This window comes from Pseudomonas sp. WC2, from assembly GCF_050586545.1.
Lineage (GTDB): Bacteria > Pseudomonadota > Gammaproteobacteria > Pseudomonadales > Pseudomonadaceae > Aquipseudomonas.
Genome location: NZ_JBOBDR010000004.1, coordinates 1 through 25,410 on the forward strand (window position 1 = coordinate 1; position 25,410 = coordinate 25,410).

25 protein-coding genes are annotated in these 25,410 nt (G+C 58.7%); 10 read left to right on the plus strand and 15 right to left on the minus strand.

Going from position 1 to position 25,410, the window contains the following annotated elements; all coding sequences use genetic code 11:
- Window positions 1-171: 171 nt before the first annotated feature.
- Window positions 172-1,371, minus strand: a complete 1,200-nt coding sequence (gene tyrS / locus ACQ4OE_RS05685) for a tyrosine--tRNA ligase (RefSeq protein WP_430946219.1) — start codon at window positions 1,369-1,371, stop codon at window positions 172-174.
- Window positions 1,372-1,583: 212 nt separating this feature from the next.
- Here tyrS and ACQ4OE_RS05690 point away from each other — a divergent pair, with 212 nt between their 5' ends.
- Together ACQ4OE_RS05690 and ACQ4OE_RS05695 are read left to right on the plus strand one after the other, a co-directional pair.
- Window positions 1,584-3,008: a peptidoglycan DD-metalloendopeptidase family protein gene (locus tag ACQ4OE_RS05690; protein ID WP_430946053.1), complete on the plus strand. Its 1,425-nt coding sequence runs from the start codon at window positions 1,584-1,586 to the stop codon at window positions 3,006-3,008.
- Window positions 3,009-3,011: 3 nt separating this feature from the next.
- A complete protein-coding gene (locus ACQ4OE_RS05695) occupies window positions 3,012-4,103 on the plus strand; it encodes an anhydro-N-acetylmuramic acid kinase (RefSeq protein ID WP_430946054.1) in 1,092 nt (363 codons plus the stop codon).
- A 74-nt stretch (window positions 4,104-4,177) separates the two neighbouring features.
- Here ACQ4OE_RS05695 and erpA read toward each other — a convergent pair whose 3' ends face one another.
- Both erpA and argC read right to left on the minus strand, forming a co-directional pair.
- On the minus strand, window positions 4,178-4,528 hold the full coding sequence (gene erpA / locus ACQ4OE_RS05700; protein WP_007918905.1) for an iron-sulfur cluster insertion protein ErpA: 351 nt from the start codon (window positions 4,526-4,528) through the stop codon (window positions 4,178-4,180).
- Between the two features lie 168 nt (window positions 4,529-4,696).
- Window positions 4,697-5,731 carry an N-acetyl-gamma-glutamyl-phosphate reductase gene (gene argC, locus ACQ4OE_RS05705; RefSeq protein WP_430946055.1) on the minus strand — a complete coding sequence of 345 codons (1,035 nt, stop codon included), beginning with the start codon at window positions 5,729-5,731 and terminating at the stop codon, window positions 4,697-4,699.
- A 134-nt stretch (window positions 5,732-5,865) separates the two neighbouring features.
- On the opposite strand from argC, the gene hemJ reads away from it, so the two are divergent.
- The 6 genes from hemJ (at window position 5,866) to coq7 (ending at window position 10,416) form a co-directional block, all read left to right on the plus strand.
- On the plus strand, window positions 5,866-6,294 hold the full coding sequence (hemJ, locus tag ACQ4OE_RS05710; RefSeq protein WP_122594840.1) for a protoporphyrinogen oxidase HemJ: 429 nt from the start codon (window positions 5,866-5,868) through the stop codon (window positions 6,292-6,294).
- Between the two features lie 33 nt (window positions 6,295-6,327).
- A complete protein-coding gene (locus tag ACQ4OE_RS05715; RefSeq protein WP_430946056.1) occupies window positions 6,328-7,296 on the plus strand; it encodes an NAD(P)H-dependent flavin oxidoreductase in 969 nt (322 codons plus the stop codon).
- A gap of 80 nt (window positions 7,297-7,376) precedes the next feature.
- Window positions 7,377-8,327, plus strand: coding sequence for a DUF805 domain-containing protein (locus tag ACQ4OE_RS05720; protein WP_430946057.1), 951 nt, complete (start codon window positions 7,377-7,379; stop codon window positions 8,325-8,327).
- Window positions 8,328-8,388: 61 nt separating this feature from the next.
- Entirely contained in the window at window positions 8,389-9,177 is a 789-nt protein-coding gene (locus ACQ4OE_RS05725; RefSeq protein WP_430946058.1) for an SDR family NAD(P)-dependent oxidoreductase, read from the plus strand.
- A gap of 57 nt (window positions 9,178-9,234) precedes the next feature.
- Window positions 9,235-9,573 carry a histidine triad nucleotide-binding protein gene (locus ACQ4OE_RS05730; protein ID WP_122594836.1) on the plus strand — a complete coding sequence of 113 codons (339 nt, stop codon included), beginning with the start codon at window positions 9,235-9,237 and terminating at the stop codon, window positions 9,571-9,573.
- A 195-nt stretch (window positions 9,574-9,768) separates the two neighbouring features.
- On the plus strand, window positions 9,769-10,416 hold the full coding sequence (gene coq7 / locus ACQ4OE_RS05735; RefSeq protein WP_122594835.1) for a 2-polyprenyl-3-methyl-6-methoxy-1,4-benzoquinone monooxygenase: 648 nt from the start codon (window positions 9,769-9,771) through the stop codon (window positions 10,414-10,416).
- 111 nt (window positions 10,417-10,527) lie between these two features.
- On the opposite strand, the gene speD is transcribed toward coq7, so the two are convergent.
- Window positions 10,528-11,322 carry an adenosylmethionine decarboxylase gene (gene speD / locus ACQ4OE_RS05740; RefSeq protein WP_007918883.1) on the minus strand — a complete coding sequence of 265 codons (795 nt, stop codon included), beginning with the start codon at window positions 11,320-11,322 and terminating at the stop codon, window positions 10,528-10,530.
- 237 nt (window positions 11,323-11,559) lie between these two features.
- A complete protein-coding gene (locus ACQ4OE_RS05745; protein WP_003228794.1) occupies window positions 11,560-11,982 on the minus strand; it encodes an OsmC family protein in 423 nt (140 codons plus the stop codon).
- A 238-nt stretch (window positions 11,983-12,220) separates the two neighbouring features.
- Between ACQ4OE_RS05745 and crp the strand changes: the two genes are divergently transcribed.
- Complete coding sequence (crp, locus tag ACQ4OE_RS05750; protein ID WP_430946059.1) at window positions 12,221-12,865, plus strand: cAMP-activated global transcriptional regulator CRP; 645 nt, start codon at window positions 12,221-12,223, stop codon at window positions 12,863-12,865.
- Window positions 12,866-12,874: 9 nt separating this feature from the next.
- Here crp and ACQ4OE_RS05755 read toward each other — a convergent pair whose 3' ends face one another.
- From ACQ4OE_RS05755 to ACQ4OE_RS05770, 4 genes are all read right to left on the minus strand, one after another.
- Window positions 12,875-13,576 carry a lipoate--protein ligase family protein gene (locus ACQ4OE_RS05755; protein WP_430946060.1) on the minus strand — a complete coding sequence of 234 codons (702 nt, stop codon included), beginning with the start codon at window positions 13,574-13,576 and terminating at the stop codon, window positions 12,875-12,877.
- Window positions 13,577-13,711: 135 nt separating this feature from the next.
- A complete protein-coding gene (trpC, locus tag ACQ4OE_RS05760; RefSeq protein ID WP_430946061.1) occupies window positions 13,712-14,548 on the minus strand; it encodes an indole-3-glycerol phosphate synthase TrpC in 837 nt (278 codons plus the stop codon).
- Complete coding sequence (gene trpD / locus ACQ4OE_RS05765; protein ID WP_430946062.1) at window positions 14,545-15,594, minus strand: anthranilate phosphoribosyltransferase; 1,050 nt, start codon at window positions 15,592-15,594, stop codon at window positions 14,545-14,547. Before trpD ends, trpC begins: the two co-directional genes overlap by 4 nt.
- Window positions 15,595-15,603: 9 nt before the next feature.
- Entirely contained in the window at window positions 15,604-16,197 is a 594-nt protein-coding gene (locus ACQ4OE_RS05770; protein WP_430946063.1) for an aminodeoxychorismate/anthranilate synthase component II, read from the minus strand.
- A 408-nt stretch (window positions 16,198-16,605) separates the two neighbouring features.
- Between ACQ4OE_RS05770 and estP the strand changes: the two genes are divergently transcribed.
- Window positions 16,606-18,513 (plus strand): esterase EstP, encoded by a 1,908-nt coding sequence (estP, locus tag ACQ4OE_RS05775; RefSeq protein WP_430946064.1) that lies wholly within the window; start codon window positions 16,606-16,608, stop codon window positions 18,511-18,513.
- Between the two features lie 172 nt (window positions 18,514-18,685).
- Here the strand turns inward: estP and trpE are convergent, their stop codons facing one another.
- The 6 genes from trpE to ACQ4OE_RS05805 all read right to left on the minus strand — a co-directional run bounded on the left by trpE (window position 18,686) and on the right by ACQ4OE_RS05805 (window position 25,267).
- Window positions 18,686-20,167: an anthranilate synthase component I gene (gene trpE / locus ACQ4OE_RS05780; RefSeq protein WP_430946065.1), complete on the minus strand. Its 1,482-nt coding sequence runs from the start codon at window positions 20,165-20,167 to the stop codon at window positions 18,686-18,688.
- A 70-nt stretch (window positions 20,168-20,237) separates the two neighbouring features.
- Window positions 20,238-21,056, minus strand: coding sequence for a phosphoglycolate phosphatase (locus ACQ4OE_RS05785; RefSeq protein ID WP_430946066.1), 819 nt, complete (start codon window positions 21,054-21,056; stop codon window positions 20,238-20,240).
- Window positions 21,053-21,727, minus strand: a complete 675-nt coding sequence (rpe, locus tag ACQ4OE_RS05790; RefSeq protein ID WP_007918813.1) for a ribulose-phosphate 3-epimerase — start codon at window positions 21,725-21,727, stop codon at window positions 21,053-21,055. The genes ACQ4OE_RS05785 and rpe overlap by 4 nt, the downstream gene beginning before the upstream one ends.
- Window positions 21,728-21,807: 80 nt before the next feature.
- Entirely contained in the window at window positions 21,808-22,956 is a 1,149-nt protein-coding gene (locus ACQ4OE_RS05795) for an iron-containing alcohol dehydrogenase (protein ID WP_430946067.1), read from the minus strand.
- 226 nt (window positions 22,957-23,182) lie between these two features.
- A complete protein-coding gene (locus tag ACQ4OE_RS05800) occupies window positions 23,183-24,007 on the minus strand; it encodes an ABC transporter permease (RefSeq protein ID WP_008084123.1) in 825 nt (274 codons plus the stop codon).
- 12 nt (window positions 24,008-24,019) lie between these two features.
- Window positions 24,020-25,267 (minus strand): ABC transporter permease, encoded by a 1,248-nt coding sequence (locus ACQ4OE_RS05805; protein ID WP_430946068.1) that lies wholly within the window; start codon window positions 25,265-25,267, stop codon window positions 24,020-24,022.
- Window positions 25,268-25,410: the final 143 nt, after the last annotated feature.

Consider the following 25,410-nt stretch of genomic DNA (forward strand, 5'->3'; position numbering starts at 1 on the left):
CGCTGTCAACACCTCTTTTTCAACTTCCTTTCGGCTTCGATAAACTGAAGCAACCTTGCTGTCGAAACCTACATAACTCATTGAATCTCAAGGAGTTTTCCGTTTCGACTGCGCCGGAAGTGGGGCGAATTATAGACATCTAAAATTCGCCGTCAACAGTTATTTTCCGTATCACTCAGATTTCAGCGTAATACGTGCAAATGCCTTCTTGCCCGCCTGGCAAACGTGAGTTGCGCCCAGTACATATATAAAGGAGCGATCAACCACCTCGCCATCAACGCGCACACCACCCGACGCCAAGAGATCGCGCGCTGCCGCTGAGTTCTTCACTAGCCCTGCCTTATTAAGGACAGCCGCAATCGGCATATCTTCCGCAGAAACCAATTCGATCTCTGGCAGATCATCCGGCAACTCGCCATCCTTCATGCGATTGCCCGCCGCGCGGTGGGCATTGGCCGCAGCCTCCTCACCATGGAAACGCGCAACGATCTCTTCGGCCAGCTTGATTTTAACGTCACGCGGATTGGCACCCGCCTCTACGTCTGCACGCAACGCATTGATCTCATCCATCGAACGGAAGCTGAGCAATTCAAAGTAACGCCACATCAAAGCATCCGGAATCGAAACCAGCTTGCTGTACATGACACCCGGCGCTTCCTGAATGCCGACATAGTTGCCCAACGACTTGGACATCTTCTTCACGCCATCCAGACCTTCAAGCAGCGGCATGGTCAGAATGCATTGAGCTTCCTGACCGTAACCGCGCTGCAGCTCACGCCCCATCAACAGGTTGAACTTCTGATCAGTGCCACCCAACTCGACATCCGCGCGCAAAGCCACCGAGTCATAACCCTGAACCAGCGGATAGAGAAACTCGTGAATAGCAATTGGCTGATTGGTGGTGTAGCGCTTATCGAAATCATCGCGCTCAAGCATACGAGCGACGGTGTATTGGGAAGTCAGACGAATGAAATCCGCCGGCCCCATCTTGTCCATCCAGGTGGAGTTGAACGCTACTTCGGTTTTCGCCGGATCGAGAATCTTGAACACCTGAGTCTTGTACGTCTCGGCGTTTTCCAGAACCTGCTCGCGCGTCAACGGAGGACGCGTAGCGCTCTTGCCACTCGGATCACCGATCATCCCGGTGAAGTCACCTATAAGGAAGATGACCTGATGCCCCAGCTCCTGGAACTGACGCAGCTTATTAATAAGCACCGTGTGACCCAAGTGCAGATCCGGAGCGGTCGGATCAAAACCAGCCTTGATACGCAGCGGTTGGCCGCGCTTGAGCTTCTCGATCAGCTCGGACTCGACCAATAGTTCTTCCGCACCACGTTTAATCAGCGCTAGCTGCTCTTCAACCGACTTCATAACAGACCCGCAAGGCTCAGATTCAAAGGGAACCAACCATACAAGATCGCGCACCAATTACAAGTTTTGCCCGGCGCACGGACACTAATCCACAGACCGGCTGTCTGTAGACTTGCTTCGGGGATGATTTGGTTATATTTTATACAGTTATTTCATCTTCATCATGTCATTCATCTTTTCCAATTCATCTTTTTTCAAAGTCAAAATTACTTATGACCACAGAACCGTCTAAAGCGCCTCCGCTTTACCCGAAGACCCACCTGCTCGCCGCAAGTGGAATAGCCGCCCTTCTCAGCCTGGCACTCCTGGTATTCCCTTCCAGTGATGTTGAAGCCAAAAAGACGACCCTGAGCCTTGAACTGGAAAGTCCTGCTGAACAACTGACACAAGATCAAGACGCTGCTGACGCGGCTCAAGCCACAAATGAGCCAGTAGCTTCACCGTTTGCACAGATCGAAAACACCGACGAAAACACCCCGCAGACCGCTGAAGCCGCGCCTGCACCGGCGCCTGTTGCGGAAAAAACAAAGGCTCCCGGCCACCGTGAAGTCGTTGTCGCCAAGGGCGACACGCTATCCACCCTGTTCGAGAAAGTCGGCCTTCCAGCGGCCTCTGTTCACGAAGTGCTGGCCAGCGACAAACAAGCCAAACAGTTCAGCCAACTTAAACACGGCCAGAAACTCGAATTCGAATTAAGTCCCGAAGGTCAACTGACCAGCCTCCACAGCAAGGTCAGCGACGTCGAAACCATTACCCTGACCAAGAATGACAAGGGTTACGCGTTCAACCGGGTCACCGCCAAACCTACCGTTCGCACCGCTTATGTCCACGGCGTCATCAATAGCTCGCTCTCGCAATCCGCTGCACGCGCGGGCTTGTCCCATAGCCTGACCATGGACATGGCCAGCGTCTTTGGTTATGACGTCGACTTCGCTCAGGACATCCGCCAGGGCGACGAATTCGATGTGATCTACGAACAGAAAGTGGTCAACGGCAAGTCTGTGGGCAATGGTCCGATCCTGTCCGCGCGCTTCACCAACCGCGGCAAGACTTACACCGCCGTGCGTTACACCAATAAACAAGGCAACAGCAGCTACTACACGGCTGATGGCAACAGCATGCGCAAGGCGTTCATCCGTACCCCGGTGGACTTTGCCCGCATCAGCTCGAAGTTCTCAATGGGTCGCAAGCACCCGATCCTCAACAAGATCCGCGCTCACAAAGGCGTCGATTACGCGGCACCACGCGGCACGCCCATCAAGGCTGCCGGTGACGGCAAAGTCCTGCTCGCCGGTCGCCGTGGCGGTTACGGCAACACCGTGATCATCCAGCACGGCAACACTTACCGTACGCTGTATGGCCACATGCAAGGTTTTGCCAAGGGCGTGAAGACTGGCGGCACTGTCAAGCAGGGTCAGGTGATTGGCTACATCGGCACCACCGGCCTTTCCACCGGCCCGCACTTGCACTACGAATTCCAGGTCAACGGCGTTCACGTCGATCCACTGGGCCAGAAGCTGCCAATGGCTGATCCAATCGCCAAGGCCGAACGCGCTCGCTTCCTGGCGCAGAGCCAACCACTTATGGCACGCATGGACCAAGAGAAGGCGACCATGCTGGCTTCGAGCAAGCGTTAAGCCATGACCCTGTATATCGGTGTGATGTCCGGAACCAGTCTCGACGGGCTGGACATTGCCCTGATCGAACAAACCTCGGCGATCAAACTGATCGCCACGCACTACATTCCCATGCCTGAATCCCTGCGCGCCGAGCTGCTTGGCTTGTGCGCCAGCGGCCCAGACGAGATCGCTCGCTCGGCGATTGCCCAGCAACACTGGGTGACACTCGCGGCGCAGGGTATTCACACCCTCCTTGATCAGCAGCACATCAAACCTGAAGCCATTCGTGCGATTGGCAGCCACGGCCAGACTATTCGCCACGAACCGGCGCGTGGTTTCACCGTACAGATCGGCAACCCTGCCCTCCTCACTGAGCTGACCGGCATCACCGTAGTCAGCGACTTCCGCAGTCGCGATGTGGCTGCCGGCGGCCAGGGCGCCCCTCTCGTGCCAGCGTTCCATGAAGCTTTGTTCGAAGAGCGTACCGGCAACCAGGCTGTCTTGAATGTCGGCGGTTTCAGCAATCTGAGTCTGATCGAGCCAACCAAGCCTGTAGCCGGTTTCGACTGCGGCCCTGGGAATGTTCTGATGGACGCGTGGATTCAGCAGCAGCGAGGCGAGAACTACGACCGCAATGGCGACTGGGCAAAATCAGGCTCTGTTGAGCAAACTCTGTTGAAGGCACTGCTCAGCGATCCGTTTTTCGTCACCAAAGGCCCAAAAAGTACCGGTCGCGAAGTGTTCAACTTGCCATGGCTGGAACAACACTTGTCACGCCTGCCAGGCTTCGCAGCAGAAAACGTACAGGCCACGCTGCTCGAACTGACGGCCCTGACCATCGTCGAGTCGCTGCAAAGCGCTCAGGCTGAAACGCAGGAATTGCTGGTTTGCGGCGGCGGCGCACACAACGCCACACTGATGGAGCGCCTGGCCGAACTGCTGCCGAACACCACGGTCGCCAGCACTGCGACCCACAGCGTTGATCCGGACTGGGTCGAAGCCATGGCCTTCGCCTGGCTTGCCCATTGCTGCCTCGAAGGCATCGCCGCCAACCGGCCAAGCGTCACAGGCGCCAAAGGCCTGCGCGTACTCGGCGCCATTTACCCGAACTGAACAAAACGCAGACAACAAAAAACGCCGCAGAACCGTAAGGCCCTGCGGCGTTTTGCTGTCTGAAACGAAAGCGATCAGATCGAGAACGACGACCCGCAACCACACGTCGTAGTGGCGTTTGGGTTCTTGATCACGAAGCGCGACCCTTCCAGACCTTCCTGGTAATCCACTTCAGCACCGGCCAGGTACTGGAAGCTCATTGGATCAACCACCAGACTCACGCCTTCGCGCTCGACGATGGTGTCGTCATCGGCCACATCTTCATCGAAGGTGAAACCGTACTGAAAACCTGAACAACCGCCACCCGTAACGAATACGCGCAGCTTCAAGCGATCATTCCCCTCTTCATCGACCAGGCTCTTCACCTTGTGCGCAGCACCTTGAGTGAATTGCAAAGCCGTGGGGGTGAAGGATTCGACGCTCATGCTGACTATCTCCCGGCGTTACGCCGCCATAATGCGTGATGACGCGCATTATCCGCTTGTCCTAGAAAATCGGTCAACTATTGTTACGGTATATCAATAAAGCCGACGAGCTGTTCAGAATGCAAAAAGGCCCGTTTGACGGGCCTTTTTGCTATGCAGCTTAAAGTGTTACGGCAGCATACCGGCGTGGGACAGGCCGAAACGCTCATCCAGACCGAACAGGATGTTCATGTTCTGCACTGCCTGACCCGACGCGCCTTTGACCAGATTGTCGATCACCGACAACACCACGACGAGGTCGCCATCCTGCGGACGGTGAACCGCAATGCGGCAAACGTTGGCGCCACGTACGCTGCGGGTTTCCGGGTGGCTGCCGGCTGGCATCACATCAACGAACGGCTCGTTGGCGTACCGCTTTTCGAACAGCGTCTGCAGATCCACCGAGCGATCTACGACTGTTGCGTAGAGCGTGGAATGAATGCCACGGATCATCGGGGTCAGGTGTGGAACGAAGGTCAAACCGACGTCCTTGCCCGCTGCACGACGCAGGCCCTGGCGGATTTCCGGCAAGTGTCGGTGACCTTTCACCGCGTAAGCCTTCATGCTTTCCGACGTCTCGGAGTACAACGAACCTACAGCAGCACCGCGACCGGCACCGCTGACGCCGGATTTGCAGTCGGCGATCAGACGCGAAGTATCCGCCAGACCCGCTTCAAGCAAAGGCAGGAAACCCAGCTGCGTAGCGGTCGGGTAGCAACCCGGCACGGCGATGAGACGAGCCTTCTTGATCTGTTCGCGATTGACTTCCGGCAGACCGTACACCGCTTCGTCCAGCAGTTCCGGAGCGCCATGGGGCTGACCGTACCACTTGGCCCACTCTTCAGCGTCTTGCAGGCGGAAGTCCGCTGACAGGTCGATGACCTTGGTGCCCGCCGCCAGCAATTCGCCCGCCAATGCATGCGCAACACCATGCGGGGTGGCGAAGAACACCACGTCGCAAGCGCCCAGGGTCTTGATGTCCGGCACGCTGAAAGCCAGGCCGTCGTAGTGACCGCGCAGGTTCGGGTACATATCAGCCACGGCCAGACCGGCCTCGGATCGGGAAGTGATCACAACCACTTCTGCCTGCGGATGCTGTGCCAACAGACGCAGCAGTTCGACACCGGTGTAACCCGTGCCGCCGACGATACCGACCTTGACCATAAACCTGCCCTCAACGAACCCACTGGAAAGCCTTCGATAATAGGGGCCGCGCGCGCCTGCGACAACCGTCAAGGTGACGCGCGGACGCTCAAGCCTCTACTATCGGGCCTACCGTGAACCTGGAATAACTAAAAATGCTCTATCTATGGATCAAAGCTTTTCACATTGTCAGCATCGTGTGCTGGTTTGCCGGGCTGTTCTATCTGCCACGCTTGTTCGTCTATCACGCGCAAAGCGAAGACACGCTCAGCAAAGAACGCTTCAGCCTCATGGAGCGCAAGTTGTATCGCGGCATCATGGGCCCGGCGATGATCGCGACGCTGATCTTCGGTGGCTGGCTGATCTATCTCAACCCGGGCATCTTCAGCATGGGCGGCTGGATTCACGCCAAGCTGACCTTGGTCGTGTTGCTGATCGGCTACCACCACATGTGCGGCGCGCAGGTAAAACGTTTTGCCCGTGGCGAAAACACCCGCAGCCATGTCTTTTATCGCTGGTTCAATGAAGTGCCGGTTCTGCTATTGCTGGCTATCGTAATTCTGGTCGTGGTCAAGCCGTTCTAACTTCAACAAGAACCGATCTTTGGGGTATTCATAATGTCGCTGCCCGCTTTGCTCGAACAACGTCTGCGTTTGCCTGTTGTGGCAGCGCCGATGTTCCTGATCTCCAACCCGGAACTGGTGCTCGCCTGCTGCCGTAATGGCGTGGTCGGCAGTTTTCCGGCCTTGAACCAGCGCGAAAGCAGCGGCTTCAAGGCCTGGCTGGAACAGATCGAAGCGGGTCTGGCGACACTGGACAACCCCGCGCCTTACGCAGTGAACCTGATCGTGCACAACAGCAATCCGCGCGTGCAGGCGGATCTGAACATTTGCGTCGAGCACAAAGTGCCGATCGTCATCACCAGCCTCGGCGCGGTGAAAGAACTGGTGGATGCGGTGCACAGCTATGGGGGCCTGGTCTTCCATGACGTCACCACGCGCCGGCATGCTGAAAAAGCGGCCGAAGCCGGTGTCGATGGTTTGATCGCGGTGGCGGCTGGCGCTGGGGGCCACGCCGGCACCTGGAGCCCGTTTGCGCTGATCGCCGAGATCCGCGAATTCTTCGACAAGACCTTGTTGCTCGCAGGATGTTTGAACCATGGCCACGAGATTCTTGCCGCTCAGCTACTCGGTGCGGATTTGGCCTACTTCGGTACGCGATTTATCGGTACTACCGAAAGTCATGCGCCTGACGCTTACAAGGAAATGCTGCTGACAGCCAAGGCTGCGGACATCATTCATACTCCTGCGGTGTCTGGGGTTCCGGCGAGTTTCATGCGCCAGAGCCTGCAGGCGGCCGGGTTTGATACAGCAGCACTGCAGGGCAAGGGTGAAGTGAATTTCGGCGACAAGCTCAAGCCGATCAATGACGAAGCCAAAGCCTGGAAGACCGTGTGGTCGGCCGGTCAGGGCGTAGGGCAGATTGATGACTTGCCGAGCGTGGATCAGCTGATTGCCCGCCTCGACGCAGAATATCGTCGGGCCCAGGAACGCGCCGCGCAGTTACCGCAACGCTGGCCTCGTTAAGAAAATATCAGGCCAGTCGCGGGTGGACTGGCCTTACACTGAAGACCTTTCAACCTATTCGCGACAAGGATGCCTCGGCCATGAGCGACACCCGTTACAAGATCGTTTTCGACGGTGCTCTACAGCCCGGTGTCGATATCACCACTGCCAAGCTCAATCTGGCGAATCTGTTCAAAAGCGAAGTAGCCGCCATTGAGCGTCTGTTTAATGGCAGCGTCGTCGCCATCAAGCGCGACCTGTCCCACAGCGATGCGCAGACTTATCTGCAAGCGCTGAACAAAACCGGCATTGATGCGCGCATCGAAAACGAAACACCTATCGAGCTGAACCTGGCGGACGTGCACGAACACGCTGCCCCCGTGGCTGAACCGACTTCACCCTACGCTCCACCTCGCGCGAACGTCGGCGAAAGCCTGCCAGCGTTTGCCACACTCAAACCCTTTGGGGTGGAGGGCCGGATTGGACGTCTACGCTACCTGGCTTGGTCGATGGTGCTGACGCTCGTAACTCTGCCGATTATCGGCATCTTTGCGTTGATCGCACTGGGACTTGTCGGTGCCGACTCCACCAGCGGCCTGATCATCGGCGGCATCGTCGCGGTCTTTTTGTTCCTGGCCCTGGCCATCGTCAGCATCTTGTTCAGTGTTCAACGCCTGCACGATATCGGCTGGTCAGGCTGGCTCTGGTTGCTGACCCTGGTGCCTTTCGTGGGGGGGTTCTTCCCGTTTGTGATCATGATCGTGCCCGGTAATACCGGCGCCAACCGCTATGGCCCACCACCCCCGCCGAACACCACTGCGGTCAAAGTCCTGTGCTCCTTGTGGATCGTGTTTATCGCTGTGTTTTTCATCGGCGGCATTCTTGGCGGAATCTCCACCGTCCAGCAAGAATATGAAAGCAGTCTGGAGAGCAGCTACGAAAGCGGCTCGGTGACCACCGATGAAATCGATGTAGAGGTCGAGCCTGCAGCGAATTCCGCCGACGAAGCAGCCGAAGCGCCGCAGGCCCCTGTAGACTCTGCGAAAGAATGAACAGCGCTCCCCGCCGTGACACCCGCGTCGCTGGCGCGGAGCTGTTGCGATGGAGAATTGCATGACCCGTTACGCTCTGATCACTGGCGCTTCCAGCGGCATCGGCCTGGCCATGGCCGAAGCGCTGGCCCGCCGTGGCCGCAGCCTGATTCTGGTGGCACGACAACGTGATCAGCTGGAAAGTATCGCAATCGAACTGACCCAGCGCTTCGGCGTCGAGGTGTTGTTCCGCGCCTGTGATCTGGGCGAGCCGCTGCGTTTGTCGGGCTTCTTGCTGGAGCTGGAAGAAGGTGACCGGCAGATTGATCTATTGGTGAATTGCGCCGGCATCGGCACTTGTGGGCCATTCCTCGCACAGGACTGGATGACCGAGCAGGATCTGATCGAGGTAAATATCCTCGCCCTCACCCGTCTGTGCCATGCGATCGGCAACAGCATGGCGTTGCAGGGCGGCGGGCAGATTCTCAACGTCGCCTCGATGGCCGCCTTCAATCCGGGCCCGTGGATGAGCACCTACTTCGCCAGCAAGGCGTATGTTCTGCACTTCTCCGAAGCCCTGCGGGTCGAACTCAAACAGAGTGCGGTGAAGGTCTCGGTACTCTGCCCAGGCCCGACGCGCACCGCGTTTTTCCGTACGGCACAGCTCAACAGCGACAAACTCAAAGACAGCACCTTAATGATGAGCCCCGAGGAAGTCGCGCTGTATACCGTGCGCGCCCTCGACAAGAACCGCGCAATCATCATCCCGGGACGGCGCAACCGCTGGTTTGCGTTCCTGCCGCGACTGGGCTCACGCTGGCTTAACCGCACCATCGTCGGCATGGTCAACAAAGCTTATTGCCCGCGCTGAAGAACCATCATTCAACGCGGTACACTCGAATCAGCCCAAACAACGGAGAAAACAGCAGTGGATACTCTGTTCACCAAAATCATCAACCGGGAAATCCCGGCCAACATCATTTACGAGGACGACCAGGTTCTGGCGTTCCACGACATCGCGCCGCAGGCACCTGTGCATTTTCTGGTGATCCCGAAGAAACCGGTGCGCACCCTCAATGACCTGACCGAAGACGACAAGGCTTTGGCCGGGCATATCCTGTTCACCGCACAACGTCTGGCGTTGGAACTGGGTTGCGAGGAAGGCTTCCGTGTGGTGATGAACTGCAATGAAAAAGGTGGGCAGACGGTCTACCACATTCATATGCATGTCCTCGGTCAGCGCCAGATGAACTGGCCACCGGGCTAAGGTTCACGCCCTTCATCGGTGGGAGCGAGCCTGCTCGCGAAGGCGTCAGTACATTCAATACACCGGTGTCTGACAGTACGCATTCGTGAGCAGGCTCGCTCCCACAAAAGCGCATCGGCCTGCCAAATGACCCAGCGCAAACCTTCTCCGGCCGATTCGGTTAAACTGGCCGCGAGATTTTTCCCGGAGGTCAGCATGACTACCCAACGTCACTACTCGCCCATTGACCGCCTGCTGCTGCAAGCCGATGCCGCCATGCGCACGCTGCTGCCCTCCAGTGGCCAGCCGTACCGTCCGTCGCCCGCCATTTTGCAGCCAGACACGCAGATGAGCGATGAAGACACTCGCCACGTCGCCGGTTTGATGCGCATCAATCACACCGGTGAAGTCTGCGCCCAGGCGCTGTATCAAGGGCAGGCGCTGACCGCCAAGCTTCCGCAAGTGCGCGAAGCCATGGAGCATGCCGCCGAAGAAGAAATTGATCATCTTGTGTGGTGCGAACAGCGCATTCATCAGTTGGGCAGCCATACCAGTGTTTTGAATCCTTTATTTTATGGCATGTCGTTCGGCATTGGCGCGGTGGCCGGGTTGATCAGCGACAAGGTCAGCCTCGGGTTTGTCGCGGCGACCGAGCACCAGGTCTGCAAACACTTGAATGAGCATCTGGAGCAATTGCCGGCGGAGGACGAGAAGTCCAGGGCGATTCTGGAGCAGATGCGCATTGATGAAGAGCATCATGCGGAGAGTGCATTGGAGGCTGGCGGTTTCCGTTTTCCGGCGCCGGTGAAATTCGGGATGAGTATTCTGGCCAAGGTGATGACCAAGAGCACTTATCGGATCTGAGATCTGCATGGCTGCAGAAGGCCCCTTCGCGAGCAGGCTCGCTCCCACAGGGTGGGTGTGGCAGAAATGAAAAAGGCGACCCAAGGGTCGCCTTTTTTGTGCCCGGGAATCTTAGGTCGGCATGTTGCGCGCGTAGAAGATTTCGAGCATTTCGTGTTTCACCCGGTCGGTCACCTGAGCACGCTGCTCGGCTGACAGGTTGCTGGTGGCGTCGCCGAACAGGTAGTTATCCAGTTCGAAGTTCTTCAGCAGCATTTTGGTATGGAACAGGTTTTCCTGATACACGTTCACGTCGGTCATCTGGTACGCGTCGCGAGTGTCTTCGGAGAGGTAGTTCTGGATCGAGTTGATCTCGTGGTCGATGAAGTGCTTGTTGCCTTCAACGTCACGGGTGAAGCCGCGCACACGGTAATCCACAGTCACGATGTCCGAATCGAACTGGTGAATGAGGAAATTGAGCGCTTTCAGCGGTGAGATGACACCACAAGTCGACACGTCGATGTCCACACGGAAGGTTGCAATACCGTCGTCCGGATGAATTTCCGGGTAGGTGTGCACCGTGATGTGACTCTTGTCGAGGTGGGCCAGGATAATTTCGGGCAACGGGCCCGGCGATTCTTCGATCTGGCTTTCAGTCGGGGTTACCGGCTCTTCAGAAATCAGAATCGTGACGCTGGCGCCCTGAGGTTCGTAGTCCTGACTGGCAATGTTCAGGATGTTGGCACCAATGATCTCGACAACTTCTGTGAGAATCTGCGTCAGGCGTTTCGCGTTGTACTCTTGATTGATGTACTCAACGTAAGCCTGCTGGTCTTGCGGGGTCTCCGCGTAGCAGATGTCATAGATGTTGAAGCTCAAGGTCTTTGTCAGGTTATTGAACCCGTGGAGCTTGAGTTTGCTTTTCACCGTTAAAAACTCTCTATGTATGCGGCGCAGCCGCGTGATCAAGCATGCCCGTCAAGTGCGAACAACGCACCTGCGTAGGACGGTTAACACCTCTTCGCGATGGCGATTTTGGTTATCTGTTCAGGCGGATGATCCGTCGGCTGACCGATCACTGCCCTGAAAAAAGTGGCGCATTATGCAGACGTCAGCGTGGGATCGCCAGAGTCTGCACTGCTTTTATGATAGTTGAATGTCGGTTCAACCGAGTTCGACGATTTCGTAATCGTGGGTGATCGCCACGCCAGCGGCACCGAGCATGATCGAGGCCGAGCAATACTTCTCTGCAGACAGCTCGATCGCACGTTTGACCTGGGCTTCTTTCAAGCCACGACCCTTGACCACAAAATGCATGTGAATCTTGGTGAAGACCTTCGGATCTTCGGTCGCGCGCTCGGCTTCGAGAAAGGCTTCGCAGCTCTCAACGGCCTGACGGGACTTCTTCAAGATGCTGACCACGTCGAAATTGCTGCAACCGCCAACGCCCAGCAGGAGCATTTCCATCGGGCGAACACCCAGGTTGCGACCACCGGCGTCCGGCGGACCGTCCATGACCACGACATGACCGCTGCCGGATTCGCCGAGGAACATGGCTTCGCCAGCCCATTGGATGCGTGCCTTCATCGCCAAGACTCCACTGTAGAAAAAAGGGTCGCCAGCTTAGCACAGGGCTTTGCTCCGACATCGTGCGATCCTTCCTAGGACGGATGCGTCTAAGACGTAGGTAATTTCTCGAATTTGCGACGAAGTGTCTGTTAAGCTGGCGCCAATTCGCTGGCGCCCATGTCAGCTGTGCAGCAACCGCCTTCAGCGCCTCATAAAAAAACCAAACATCACCGTGCAGTCTTTTCGGGATACAACCATGGTTGCTATTACCCCCACACCCAAAATCAAGAACCTCGACAAGCTGCTGATGCATTGCCAGCGCCGTCGTCATGCGACCAAGAGCAACATCATTTGTGCGGGCGATCGTTCCGATACGTTGTACTTTATCATCAAGGGCTCGGTGACGATCCTGATTGAAGACGATGATGGCCGTGAAATGATCATTGCCTACCTGAACGCCGGGGATTTCTTTGGTGAACTGGGCCTGTTCGAACAGGCCGGCCAGGAGCAGGAGCGTAGCGCCTGGGTGCGGGCCAAGGTTGAATGTGAAACCGCAGAAATCAGCTACGCCAAGTTTCGCGAACTGTCGCAGCAGGATCCGGACATTCTTTACGTCCTCAGCGGACAAATCGCACAACGTCTGCGCAACACCACGCGCAAGGTCGGTGATCTGGCGTTCTTTGATGTCACCGGTCGCGTGGCGCGTTGCCTGTTGGAGTTGTGCAAACAGCCGGACGCGATGACCCACCCCGATGGCATGCAGATCAAGGTGACACGTCAGGAGATCGGGCGGATTGTCGGCTGTTCGCGGGAGATGGTCGGTCGCGTGCTCAAGGATCTTGAAGAACGCAACCTGGTCGATGTGAAAGGCAAAACCATGGTGGTCTTCGGTACGCGTTAAGCCCGTAACTCAGACGCTGTACATCTGCGCCAGCATCAAACGAAACAGCTCATCGAGACGCGCCAAGGCCTGCGGCGCGTTGAATTTCTCATGCAGGGCGATGTGGCTTTGCGCCCTCACCCGCTGCTCCAGACCACACGCTTCGTTGAAGCGATTGACCGCCGCCACCATCGATTCTCGCTCGTCATCCATCAGCATCGCCCCGTGCACCAGACCGACCGGACGTTGTCTGCCCTGACTCTGGCGCCAGCGCTGCGCGGTGCCGACCATTTTTCGGCCGTCGAGATTGACGTTGAAGCGACCATCACAGAACGCGCCATCGATCTCGCCCAACGATGACGTGCCACCCAATTCATCCAGCAACTGACAGATCGGATCGCACAAACGGCGGTAACCGGTTTCGATGCGATTCAGATCACCTTCGCTGCGCGGTGGTGCGTAGACCAAAGCGATGTTGATGGTGGCAGCGGATTGCGGGACGGGTTCGCCGCCGGTTTCACGCAACAGGATAGGCCAACCGGCAGCGGCGGAGACTTCGCAGGCGTGGTCGAAACCGGCAAGACGATTGAGGCGGCGTGGCATTACAAGTGCGCGATCATTGGGTTGCCAGAATAGAAGACCAAATTCCGCGTCTCCGGCGCAGACCGAGGCCAGCAAATCCTGTTCGGCTTGCAGGCCTGCTTCGATGGTCAGGGGGGTTGGCAGCGACATGGAGGGCTCCGGCAATATGGAAATCTTCAGAGGTTTCGATGACCTCTTCGCGAGCAGGCTCGCTCCCACATTTGGAATGCATGTTCATGTGGGAGCGAGCCTGCTCGCGAAGCAGTCGACTCGGTCTAACGGCAATCAGTCGAGGGTCGAACCGCTGATCGGTACGCCACGCTCCGGGAAGAACAGGCGCTGCAGTTCAGTGCCCGGGTTCTCCGCGCGCATGAACGCTTCACCGACCAGGAACGAATACACGTCGCTGATTTCCATCAACTCGACATCGGCACGGTTGAGGATGCCGCTCTCGGTAATCACCAGACGATCACGCGGGATACGCGGCAGCAGATCGAGGGTGGTTTCCAGACTGACTTCAAACGTGTGCAGATTACGGTTGTTGACCCCGACCAACGGCGTGTCGAGGGTTTTCAACGCGCGCTCAAGCTCATCGCCGTCGTGGACTTCGACCAGCACGTCGAGACCAACGCTCTTGGCCACCGACGCCAGCTCGGCCATTTTCACGTCATCCAGTGCGGAGACGATCAGCAACACACAATCGGCGCCCAGCGTGCGAGCTTCAACGATCTGGTACGGATCGATCATGAAGTCCTTGCGGATCACCGGCAGGCTGCACGCCGCGCGAGCCTGTTGCAGATAGGCATCAGCACCCTGGAAGTAATCGATATCGGTGAGCACGGACAGGCAAGTCGCCCCGCCTCTCTCGTAGCTTTTGGCGATGTCGGCTGGAACGAAGTCCTCGCGAATCACGCCTTTGCTTGGCGAGGCCTTTTTGATTTCGGCAATCACTGCAGGCTGCTTCTTCTTCGCCTGCGCCAGCAATGCCTGGGCAAAACCACGGGGTGCATCGGCCGCCTTGGCCAGACTTTCCAGCTCGCTCAGACTGACGCGGGCGCTACGCTCGGCGACTTCCTGAACTTTGCGGGCCAGAATGTTTTCCAGAACCGTCGGTACACTCATCCTTCATTCTCCACTCTGAATACCGCGGTAAAGGCACCCAGCTCCTCGAGTTTCTCCCGAGCGAGGCCGGTGTGCAGAGCGTCGTGCGCAAGCTCCACGCCCTGTTTCAAACTGCTGGCCACGTCGGCGGCGTACAACGCGGCGCCGGCGTTGAGCACAATCATTTCGGCGGCTTTCTGGCCGTTTTCGGTTTTGCGCTTGCCGAGGGCATCGCGGATCAGCGCCAGCGACGCTTCCGGACCTTCGACCGACAGACCGTGCAAGCTCTGGCTCTTCATGCCGAGATCTTCCGGCTCGACCCAATATTCAGTGATTTCGTTGTTCTTCAGTTCGGCAACAAAGGTCGGTGCGGCGAGGCTGAACTCGTCCAGGCCGTCCTTCGAATGCACCACCAATACATGTTTGCTGCCCAGACGCTGCAAGACTTCGGCCAGCGGACGGCACAAGGCTTGAGTGAACACGCCCACCACCTGATGTTTCACCCCGGCCGGATTCGTAAGCGGGCCGAGCATGTTGAACAGCGTACGCAGGCCGAGATCGCGACGCGGGCCGGCGGCGTACTTCATGGCTTTGTGATGGGTCTGGGCAAACATGAAACCGATGCCGACGTTGTCGATGCAGCGGGCAACTTGAACAGGCGTCAGGTTCAGATAAATCCCGGCTGCTTCGAGCAAATCGGCGCTGCCGCTCTTGCCCGATACCGCACGGTTGCCGTGCTTGGCGACGGTGCAGCCGGCAGCGGCGACAACAAAGGACGAAGCGGTCGACACGTTGAAAATGTTGGCACCGTCACCGCCGGTACCGACGACATCAACCACGCCGTCGAGGGTCTTGAGTTCAACCTGATCGGCCAACTCACGCATCACCGAAACAGCGCCGACGATTTCGTCGATGCTCTCGCTCTTCATGCGCATGGCCATCATGAACGCGCCGATCTGCGCGTCGCTGCATTGGCCGGTCATGATTTCGCGCATCACGTCGCGCATTTCTTCGGTGCTGAGGTCGAGGTGCTCGACGATACGGCTCAGGGCTGTCTTGATATTCATGGGAAGTCCTTAGCGCGTGCCGCCGGTTTGTTTGAGGAAGTTGGCAAACAGTTCATGCCCCTGCTCGGTCAGGATCGACTCGGGGTGAAACTGTACGCCCTCAATGTTCAGGGTCTTGTGACGCAGGCCCATGATTTCGTCGACCGAACCGTCGTCGTGTTGTGTCCACGCGGTCAGTTCCAGGCAATCGGGCAACGTATCGTGTTTAACGATCAGCGAATGGTAGCGAGTAACGGTCAACGGATGGTTGAGGCCGTTGAAAACGCCCTTGTCCTCGTGGAATACCGGACTAGTCTTACCGTGCATCACCTGTCGGGCGCGGACTACATCGCCGCCAAAGGCCTGACCGATGGACTGGTGACCCAGGCAAACACCGAGGATCGGCAGTTTGCCGGCAAAGTGCTTGATGGCTTCGATGGAGATGCCGGCCTCGGTGGGCGTGCATGGGCCTGGCGAGACGACGATGCGCTCGGGTTTCAGCGCTTCGATTTCGGCGATGGTCAGTTCGTCGTTGCGCACGACTTTGACTTCGGCACCCAGCTCGCCGAGGTATTGCACAACGTTGTAAGTAAAGGAGTCGTAGTTGTCGATCATCAGCAACATGGCGTTTCGAACCTCTTGAATTCTGACTTGGAAACAGCCTTCAGATGACTTGCCCGCAGGGCGCTGCACGATGTCGGACGCAGGTGGACGCGTCGGCACAGCGGCAATTCAAACGGGTAAGGAAGGCAAAGCGATACAGATCCGGCAGGGCCGGCAGAAAAGATTCAGGCGCGCCAACGCCAGCGGGCGTGTGCCTTGATGACTTGATCCAGAAGTTTGCTGGTGATCAACACGGGGAAGGTCTCGTTCATACGTTCCGGCACAGTAACTTAGCTGGGCGGAGCGTGCAATATGGCCGGGCCTATGGGGGATAAATCCACACAGCGATTCGCGACCGATGGCAAAACGCCGTAAGTTTTTGGTACTGTCGTTTCGTTCACCTACAACAATAAATAAACGGACTTGCTCATGATCAAACAGACGTTGTTTGTACCGCTGGCCAGTTGCCTGCTCGCTTTGGCCTGTGCTCAAGCGAATGCCGCCCCCAATCCTTATTCGAATTTCGTGGTGTTTGGCGACAGCCTCAACGACGCCGGCACCTTCAGAGATACCGGCGGCCCTGCGGGCGCGACCCAGCGCTACACCAACCGCACCGGGCCGATCTATCTGGACGGCAGCGGCGAATCCCGAGACCTGAACGCCACCCAACGACTGGGCGCACGCCTCGGCTACTCGCCGGATCAAACCGCATCTTCCAGCTCGGCAGTGCGCGCCGAAAATGGCCTGCCCGACGGCAATAACTGGGCGGTCGGCGGTTATCGCACCGACCAGATTCTTGACTCGATCACCACGCAATCCGCCACCGGTGAACGCACCCGCGCCGGTTACCTGCCATCGAACGGCTTCCGCGCCGACCCGAATGCGCTGTATTACATTTCCGGCGGCGGCAACGACTTCCTGCAAGGTCGCATCCTCAGCCTGCCGCAAGCCAATGCCGGCGCCGATCGCCTGGCTGACAGCGTGCAGGCCCTGCAAACCGCTGGCGCCAAGTACGTGATGGTCTGGCTGCTGCCGGACGTCGGTCTGACTCCCGCTATCAACGGCACACCGCTGCAGGCATTCAGCAGTCAACTCGCTGCGCAGTTCAACAGCCAGTTGGTGACGCGCCTGCAAGGCATCAACGCCGAGATCATTCCGTTGAACATTCCGGTGCTGCTGTCGGAAGTGTTCGCCGATCCTGGCCGTTTTGGCCTGGCCACCGATCAGAACCTTACCGCGACCTGCTTCAGCGGCAGCAGTTGCCCGGAAAACGCCCGTTACGGCATCAACAGTGCCACGCCGGATCCGACCAAACTGATTTACAACGACGGCGTGCACCCGACCGAAGCCGGACAGAAACTGATCGCCGACTACGCCTATTCCCTGCTGGCTGCGCCATGGGAACTGACGCTGTTGCCGGAAATGGCCCACGCCACCGTGCGCGCGCACCAGGATGAATTGCGCAGCCAATGGCAGGCCGATTGGGAAAACTGGCAAGCGGTCGGCCAATGGCGCGCGATTGTTTCCGCCGGCGGTCAACATCTGGATGTCGACAGCCAAAGCAGCGGCGCCAGCGCCGACGGTAGCGGTTACAACCTCAACGTCGGTGGCAGTTATCGTCTCAACGAAGCGTGGCGTGTCGGCGTGGCCGGCGGTTTCTACCGGCAGAACCTGGAGGCCGGTCATAACGATTCGGACTACAAACTCAACAGCTACATGGCCACCGCGTTTGCCCAATTCCAGCAGAATCGCTGGTGGGCAGACGCCGCGTTAACCGGCGGCAAACTCGACTACGACAACCTCAAGCGCAAGTTCGATCTCGGCGCCAGCGAGGGTGCGGAAAAAGGTGACACCGACGGCAGCCTGTGGGCGTTCAGCACCCGTATCGGTTACGACATCGCCCAACCGGGCAGCGAATGGCACCTGTCGCCGTTCGTCAGCGCCGATTACGCCAGCGTCGATGTCGACGGCTACTCGGAAAAGAGCAACCGCGCCACTGCGCTGACTTTCGATGACCAGACCCGCGACTCGAAACGCCTCGGCGTTGGTTTGCAGGGCAAGTACAACATCACTCCGCAAACCCAGGTGTATGGTGAGTATGCCCACGAGCGTGAGTACGAAGATGACGTGCAGAAGGTGCGCATCGCACTCAATACCCTGCCAGCCAACGACTTCCAACTCGAAGGCTATACACCGCAAAGCCATTTGAACCGCTTGAGCCTAGGCGTCAGCCACAAGCTCACAGCTGATCTGGCGCTGCGTGGCGGGTATACGTTCCGCAAGGATGATGATTTTACCCAACAGGGCGTCAACGTCGGAGTGGTGTTGGACTTCTAAATCCGCAGGCACAAAAAAAGCGGCGCCCTCACAGGCGCCGCTTTTTTATGACTGAATACAATCAACTGTAGGAGTGAGCCTGCTCGCGATTGCGGTGGTTCAGTCAACACATCTTTTGAATGTTAATCCGCTATCGCGAGCAGGCTCGCTCCTACAAGTGTTTTGTGTGGACTCAGGCTTCCGGGGTTTGCTCGGCCAGCGCCACGGCGCGGAACATCGCGCGGCGTTTGTTCAGGGTTTCTTCCCACTCCAGCGCTGGCACCGAGTCAGCGACGATGCCGCCACCGGCCTGCACGTGCAGTTCGCCGTTCTTGATCACCGCCGTGCGAATGGCAATCGCGGTGTCCATGTTGCCGTTCCACGCGAAGTAACCCACCGCGCCGCCATACACACCGCGCTTGACCGGCTCCAGTTCGTCGATGATCTCCATCGCGCGAATCTTCGGCGCGCCGGACAAGGTGCCCGCTGGCAGAATCGCCCGCAGTGCGTCCATCGCCGTCAGCCCGGCCTTCAACTGGCCAGTCACGTTGGAAACGATGTGCATCACGTTGGAATAACGCTCGATGACCATTTTCTCGGTGAGTTTCACCGAGCCGATTTCCGAAACACGACCGGTATCGTTGCGGCCGAGGTCGATCAGCATCAAGTGCTCGGCGATCTCTTTGTCGTCCGACAGCAGATCTTCTTCCAGCGCCACATCGGCTTCTTCAGTCGCGCCGCGTGGGCGAGTGCCGGCAATCGGGCGCACGGTGATCAGGTTGTCTTCGACGCGTACCAGCACTTCCGGCGAACTGCCGACGACGTGGAAGTCGCCGAAGTTGAAGAAGTACATGTACGGCGTCGGGTTGAAGCAACGCAGCGCGCGGTACAAATCGATTGGCGCAGCCTTGAAGTCAATCGACATGCGCTGCGACGGCACGACCTGCATGCAGTCGCCGGCCAGGATGTATTCCTTGATGGTGTCGACGGCTTTTTCGTAATCGTCCTGAGTGAAACTCGAACGGAACACCGGATCAGCCGATTGCTGCTTGCTGAAATCCAGGCCACGGCGCGGGGTGATCGGCTGGCGCAATTGCTCGAGCAATTCCTGCAAACGCGCCTGACCTTGTTCGAAGGCATCTTCCTGCGAAGGGTCCGCCAGCACGATCGCGTGCATCTTGCCGGCAAGGTTGTCGAACACCACGACGGCGTCGGACACCATCAGCAGAATGTCCGGCACGCCCAGCGGATCCGGATTCGGGCACTTGCCCAAGCGCTTCTCGACATAACGCACGCAGTCGTAACCGAAGTAACCGACCAGACCACCATTGAAGCGCGGCAGACCGGCGATGGTCGGCACGTTGTAGCGCGCCTTGAAGGTTTCAACGAAGGCTAGCGGGTCTTCAACGTCGTGGCTTTCGGTTTCAACGCCATCAACGGTGATGCTGACGTGGTGGTCGTGAACCCGCAGCACGGTGCGGCACGGCAGACCAATGATCGAGTAACGGCCCCATTTCTCGCCGCCCTGCACCGATTCGAGCAGGTAGGAGTTCGGCTGGTCGGCCAGTTTCAGGTAGATCGACAGCGGCGTGTCGAAGTCGGCCAGGGTTTCGCAGGCCAACGGAATGCGGTTGTAGCCGTCAGCGGCCAAGCGCAGGAATTCTTCGCGGATCATAAGGTGCCTCGTGGTGTGAGGTGCTATCAGTCAGGTATGCAAACGCGCCGGCAGGCCGGCCAGGAACAAGTCAGGCGCGCCAACGCCAGCGGGCCAGGGCCTTGATGACTTTCATCCAGAGTTTGCGAGTGACCACCACGATGGCGTTTCCAGAATGGGAGTGAGAAGCGTCGGGCAACGTTATCTCAGCGGCCGTAACGAGGCAACCGGGAATTAACTTGCGCAGATCGTCGATCACCAAGGCGGGCGATTCTTCGGCAATCGGCCGGCCATGGTTGTAGCCGTAACTCAACGCAACGCATTTGACCCCCGCCGCTTTCGCCGCCAGCACGTCGCTGCGCGAGTCGCCGACGAACAACGATTGCGAGGCCGGGATGTTGGCCATTTTCATCACGAAGAACAACGCCGCCGGATCAGGCTTTTTCTGCGGCAGGGTATCGCCGCCGATGATCCACTTGAAGTAGCGGCCGATCTTCATCTGATCCAGCAGCGGCGCAACGAAGCGCTCCGGCTTGTTAGTGATCAGCGCCATGGCCACGCCTTGCTTGTGCAGCCATTTGAGAGTGTCGCGCACGCCCGGATAGACCACGGTCAGCTCATGGCTGGCGCCATAAGCCTCCATGAACACTCCCAGCGCATGTTCGGCCTCGCCGTCATCCACCGCCGAATGATCAATGCCACCGGCCAGCGCCCGACGCACCAGAACTGGCGCGCCGTTGCCGACCCATTCGCGCACCGCTTCGATGCCCGCTGGCTGGCGGCCGAGGGAGAGCAGCATGGTGTCCACCGCCGCTGCCAGGTCTGGAACCGAATCGATCAGCGTGCCATCCAGATCGAACATCACCAGCCGTGGCAGTTTGCCCGGGAACAGCTGCTCAAACCCGCTCATGGGCGCGCCAGCGCCAGTTCGGAACGCATCTTGTCGATGACTTCCTGGTAGTTCGGCGCGTTGAAGATTGCCGAGCCAGCGACAAAGGTGTCGGCGCCAGCCGCGGCGATTTCACGGATGTTGTTGACGTTGACGCCGCCGTCGATTTCCAGACGGATGTCACGGCCCGAAGCATCGATGATCGCCCGCGCTTCGCGCAGTTTGTCGAGGGTGCCGGGAATGAACTTCTGCCCGCCGAAACCCGGGTTGACGCTCATCAGCAAGACCATGTCGACCTTGTCGATCACGTACTTGAGTACGTCCAGCGGGGTCGCCGGGTTGAACACCAGACCGGATTTGCAGCCGCCTTCACGGATCAGCTGCAACGAGCGATCAACGTGCAGCGTGGCTTCCGGGTGGAAGGTGATGTAGGTCGCGCCGGCTTCGATAAAGTCGCCGACAATGCGATCCACCGGGCTCACCATCAGGTGCGCGTCGATCGGCGCGGTGACGCCGTACTTGCGCAATGCCGCGCAAACCATCGGGCCGATGGTCAGGTTGGGTACGTAGTGGTTGTCCATGACGTCGAAGTGAACGAAGTCGGCGCCAGCGGCGAGAACGTTGTCCACTTCCTCACCGAGGCGGGCGAAGTCGGCGGAGAGAATCGACGGAGCAATTACGAAGGGCTGCATGACGCACCTTTTCTGAGCTAAATCACGATGGCGCGCATTGTATACCTCAAGTTTCCGCGCGCGCACCGTGACCGCGATGATCAGTACGCCGCTCGGTAGATCTTCTCGATATCGACGGCGCTGAGTTTGCGCGGGTTATTGCGCATCAAGCGCTCGATGCCCGCGGCTTCTGCGGCCATGGCCGGGATCGCCTCTTCCGGCACACCGAAACTGCGCAGCCCGGCAGGAATTTCCACCGCCGCGCACAAATCGGTCATCGCCTGCACGGCTTTGTCCGCCGCCTCGGCGGCACTCAGATGAGCGATCTTCACCCCCATGGCTTCGGCAATATCCTGCATGCGTTCGACGCAGGCCATCTTGTTCCAGGTCATGACATACGGCAGCAGCAAGGCATTGCTGACGCCATGGGCAATGTTGAAGCGCCCGCCCAGCGGATACGCCAGCGCATGCACCGCACCGACCCCGGCATTGCCGAAGGCCATGCCGGCCATCAGGCTGGCGGTGGCCATGTCTTCGCGGGCTTGCAGGTTGGCGCCGTTGGCGTAGGCCTTGGGCAGGGCTTTGGCGATCAGCTTGATGGCGCCGATGGCGAGGGAATCGGTGATCGGCGAGGCATTCACCGACAGATAGGACTCGATGGCGTGCACCAATGCGTCGACGCCACTGGCGGCGGTGACGCTGCGCGGGCAGGTCAGGGTCATTTGCGGGCTGACCAGCGCCACGTCCGGCAGCAGATAGTCGCTGACGATGCCTTTCTTCAGCTGCGCGACTTTGTCCGAGAGGATCGCTACGTTGGTGACCTCGGAACCGGTGCCGGCGGTGGTCGGGATGGCGATCAGCGGCGGGCCTTTGCGCGGCACCTGGTCGACGCCGAACAGATCTTCCAGCGCGCCGTGGTAACCGGCATAGGCCGCAACACTTTTGGCGATGTCGATGGCACTGCCGCCACCAAGGCCGATCAAGCCGTCATGCCCGCCCTCGCGGTAAACACGCATGCAGTCTTCGACGATGGCAATTTCCGGGTCCGGGAGCACACGGTCGAATATTTCGTAGTCGCGCCCGCCGAGTTGCACCAGCGCCAGCTCCACCGTGCCGGATTTGACCAGCGCGGCGTCAGTGACGATCAGCGGGTTGTCGATGTCGAGGCGCGTGAGTTCGGCGGCCAGCTGTTCGATGGCGGCGGCGCCGGTGATCAGTTTATGAGCGATTTTGAACTGGGACAGACTCATCGTGCGCAGCCTCTTATAGATGTGGGAGCTGGGCACAAGATTAGCTGGGGATTTGGGGTTGTCTGCTATTCACTCCATGAATGACCCAGTCGCGAGGACGGTACTCCCTGATTGTTCCCACGCTCTGCGTGGGAATACAGCCGGGGACGCTCTGCGTCCCATCCTTGAGCGGGAACGCGGAGCGTCCCGAGAGGCATTCCCACGCAGAGCGTGGGAACGATCAGCGTCAGACCTGGGCGGTACGCAGCTTCTCGCTGCGACCGCGTAGCCATTCCAGCGTCAGCAACAGGATGACCGAGAACGCAATCAGCAACGTCGCAGCAGCGGCAATCGTCGGACTGAGGTTCTCGCGAATCCCGCTAAACATCTGCCGAGGCAATGTCGCCTGCTCAGGCCCCGCAAGAAACAGCGTCACCACTACCTCATCAAACGAAGTCGCAAACGCAAACAGCGCACCGGAAATTACCCCCGGCGCAATCAGCGGCAAGGTCACCCGACGGAATGCCGTCAGAGGCGAAGCACCCAGACTCGCAGCAGCACGCACCAGATTATGGTTAAACCCCTGCAAAGTCGCCGACACGGTGATGATCACAAACGGCACGCCCAACACCGCGTGCACGACGATCAGCGAGAAGAAACTGTTGCCCAACCCCAGCGGCGCGAAGAACAGATAACTCGCCACACCAATAATCACCACCGGCACCACCATCGGCGAGATCACCAGCGCCATCACCAGCGCTTTGCCAGGGAAGTCACCGCGAGTCAGGCCAATCGCCGCCAGCGTACCGAAGATCATCGCCAGCACCGTCGCCGCCGGGGCGACGATGATGCTGTTCTTCAGTGCACGCATCCATTCCGCCGAGGCGAAGAAGTCGTGGTACCACTGCAGCGAAAAGCCTTGCAGCGGATAGACCAGAAAACTTCCCGAGTTGAACGACAGTGGAATGATCACCAGCACCGGCAGAATCAGGAACAACAGAATCAGGCCGCAGAGGATCCGCAGGCTGTAGAACCACACCCGTTCAATGGGCGACATGTAAGGACTCAGCATCTCGAATTCCCCTTAGCTCAGGCGCAGGCGACTGGCGCCGACCAGCCAGCTGTAAATCAGATAAAGCACCACGGTCGCCAGCAGCAACAGCCCGCCGAGTGCGGTGGCCATGCCCCAGTTGATGCTGGTGTTGGTGTAGAAGGCGACGAAGTAGCTGACCATTTGATCGTTCGGGCTGCCGAGCAGCGCCGGGGTGATGTAGTAGCCGATGGCGAGGATGAACACCAACAGGCAACCGGCGCCGACACCGGCGTAGGTCTGCGGGAAGTACACCCGCCAGAAACTGGCGAACGGGTGGCAGCCGAGGGAAATCGCGGCGCGCATGTAGGTCGGCGAGATGCCTTTCATCACGCTGTAGATTGGCAGAATCATGAACGGCAGCAGGATGTGCACCATCGAGATGTACACACCGGTGCGGTTGAACACCAGTTCCAGCGGTTTATCGATGATGCCCATGGCCATCAGCCCGCTGTTGATCAGACCACCCGATTGCAGCAGCACGATCCACGCCGCCACTCGCACCAGAATCGAGGTCCAGAACGGCAGCAGCACCAGAATCATCAGCAGGTTGCTCTGCCGCGATGGCAGGTTCGCCAGCAGGTACGCCAATGGATAAGCCAGCAGCAGACAGATCACGGTGATGACCAGGCCCATCCAGAACGTGCGGGCGAAGATGTCGAGGTAGATCGCCTGATCCGGAGTGGCCGGGGCGACTTCGCCGAGGTCGTCGATGCGGTGATCAACGGACGCCAGCAGGTAATAAGGGGTGATGCTGCTGGTGTTGCGTTTGACCGCTTGCCAGTAGGCCGGATCGCCCCAGCGCTCATCGAGACCTTCGAGTGCTTCTTTATAAGAGGCCGGTTCGCTGACGAAGGGCAATGCCCGGGCGGTTTTGGTCAGCAGGCTGCGATAGCCGGCCAACTCCATGTTCAAGCGCTTGGACAAATCGCCCAGCGTCTGGTTTTTGCGTGCTTCGGCGAGGTCTTCGCCGGCGGCTTTGTAGACCGGTTCAGCGGGCAGGCCGCGGCCGTCCCAACTGGCGATGGCCGCCACGGTGCGCGGCATGCCGCCGACCACTTCGGGGTTGCCGACGCTTTTGTAGAGCAGCGCCACGATCGGCACCAGAAACACCAGCAACAGAAACAGCACCAGCGGCGCAATCAGCGCTTGAGCCTTCCAGCGGTTGACCCGCTCGGCGCGCTTGAGCTTCTGCTTCAAGGTGGGGCTGTTGCCCTCGTTCAGGGGAACGGCGATGGCCATGACGTACTCCGCAAATCTTTGATCGTTACAGAGGCGGTGAATACCACCTCGAACTTTTGCTACTGATCGTTCCCACGCTCTGCGTGGGAATGAATCCAGTGACGCTCTGCGTCACACGGGGACGCGGAGCGTCCCGGGCGGCA

Bases quoted from the DNA above. Each gene is read 5' to 3' on its own strand.
- tyrS (WP_430946219.1), bottom strand. From the start codon at position 1,371: ATGAAGTCGGTTGAAGAGCAGCTAGCGCTGATTAAACGTGGTGCGGAA.
- ACQ4OE_RS05690 (WP_430946053.1), top strand. From the start codon at position 1,584: ATGACCACAGAACCGTCTAAAGCGCCTCCGCTTTACCCGAAGACCCAC.
- ACQ4OE_RS05695 (WP_430946054.1), top strand. From the start codon at position 3,012: ATGACCCTGTATATCGGTGTGATGTCCGGAACCAGTCTCGACGGGCTG.
- erpA (WP_007918905.1), bottom strand. From the start codon at position 4,528: ATGAGCGTCGAATCCTTCACCCCCACGGCTTTGCAATTCACTCAAGGT.
- argC (WP_430946055.1), bottom strand. From the start codon at position 5,731: ATGGTCAAGGTCGGTATCGTCGGCGGCACGGGTTACACCGGTGTCGAA.
- hemJ (WP_122594840.1), top strand. From the start codon at position 5,866: ATGCTCTATCTATGGATCAAAGCTTTTCACATTGTCAGCATCGTGTGC.
- ACQ4OE_RS05715 (WP_430946056.1), top strand. From the start codon at position 6,328: ATGTCGCTGCCCGCTTTGCTCGAACAACGTCTGCGTTTGCCTGTTGTG.
- ACQ4OE_RS05720 (WP_430946057.1), top strand. From the start codon at position 7,377: ATGAGCGACACCCGTTACAAGATCGTTTTCGACGGTGCTCTACAGCCC.
- ACQ4OE_RS05725 (WP_430946058.1), top strand. From the start codon at position 8,389: ATGACCCGTTACGCTCTGATCACTGGCGCTTCCAGCGGCATCGGCCTG.
- coq7 (WP_122594835.1), top strand. From the start codon at position 9,769: ATGACTACCCAACGTCACTACTCGCCCATTGACCGCCTGCTGCTGCAA.
- ACQ4OE_RS05745 (WP_003228794.1), bottom strand. From the start codon at position 11,982: ATGAAGGCACGCATCCAATGGGCTGGCGAAGCCATGTTCCTCGGCGAA.
- crp (WP_430946059.1), top strand. From the start codon at position 12,221: ATGGTTGCTATTACCCCCACACCCAAAATCAAGAACCTCGACAAGCTG.
- ACQ4OE_RS05755 (WP_430946060.1), bottom strand. From the start codon at position 13,576: ATGTCGCTGCCAACCCCCCTGACCATCGAAGCAGGCCTGCAAGCCGAA.
- trpC (WP_430946061.1), bottom strand. From the start codon at position 14,548: ATGAGTGTACCGACGGTTCTGGAAAACATTCTGGCCCGCAAAGTTCAG.
- trpD (WP_430946062.1), bottom strand. From the start codon at position 15,594: ATGAATATCAAGACAGCCCTGAGCCGTATCGTCGAGCACCTCGACCTC.
- ACQ4OE_RS05770 (WP_430946063.1), bottom strand. From the start codon at position 16,197: ATGTTGCTGATGATCGACAACTACGACTCCTTTACTTACAACGTTGTG.
- estP (WP_430946064.1), top strand. From the start codon at position 16,606: ATGATCAAACAGACGTTGTTTGTACCGCTGGCCAGTTGCCTGCTCGCT.
- trpE (WP_430946065.1), bottom strand. From the start codon at position 20,167: ATGATCCGCGAAGAATTCCTGCGCTTGGCCGCTGACGGCTACAACCGC.
- ACQ4OE_RS05785 (WP_430946066.1), bottom strand. From the start codon at position 21,056: ATGAGCGGGTTTGAGCAGCTGTTCCCGGGCAAACTGCCACGGCTGGTG.
- rpe (WP_007918813.1), bottom strand. From the start codon at position 21,727: ATGCAGCCCTTCGTAATTGCTCCGTCGATTCTCTCCGCCGACTTCGCC.
- ACQ4OE_RS05795 (WP_430946067.1), bottom strand. From the start codon at position 22,956: ATGAGTCTGTCCCAGTTCAAAATCGCTCATAAACTGATCACCGGCGCC.
- ACQ4OE_RS05800 (WP_008084123.1), bottom strand. From the start codon at position 24,007: ATGCTGAGTCCTTACATGTCGCCCATTGAACGGGTGTGGTTCTACAGC.
- ACQ4OE_RS05805 (WP_430946068.1), bottom strand. From the start codon at position 25,267: ATGGCCATCGCCGTTCCCCTGAACGAGGGCAACAGCCCCACCTTGAAG.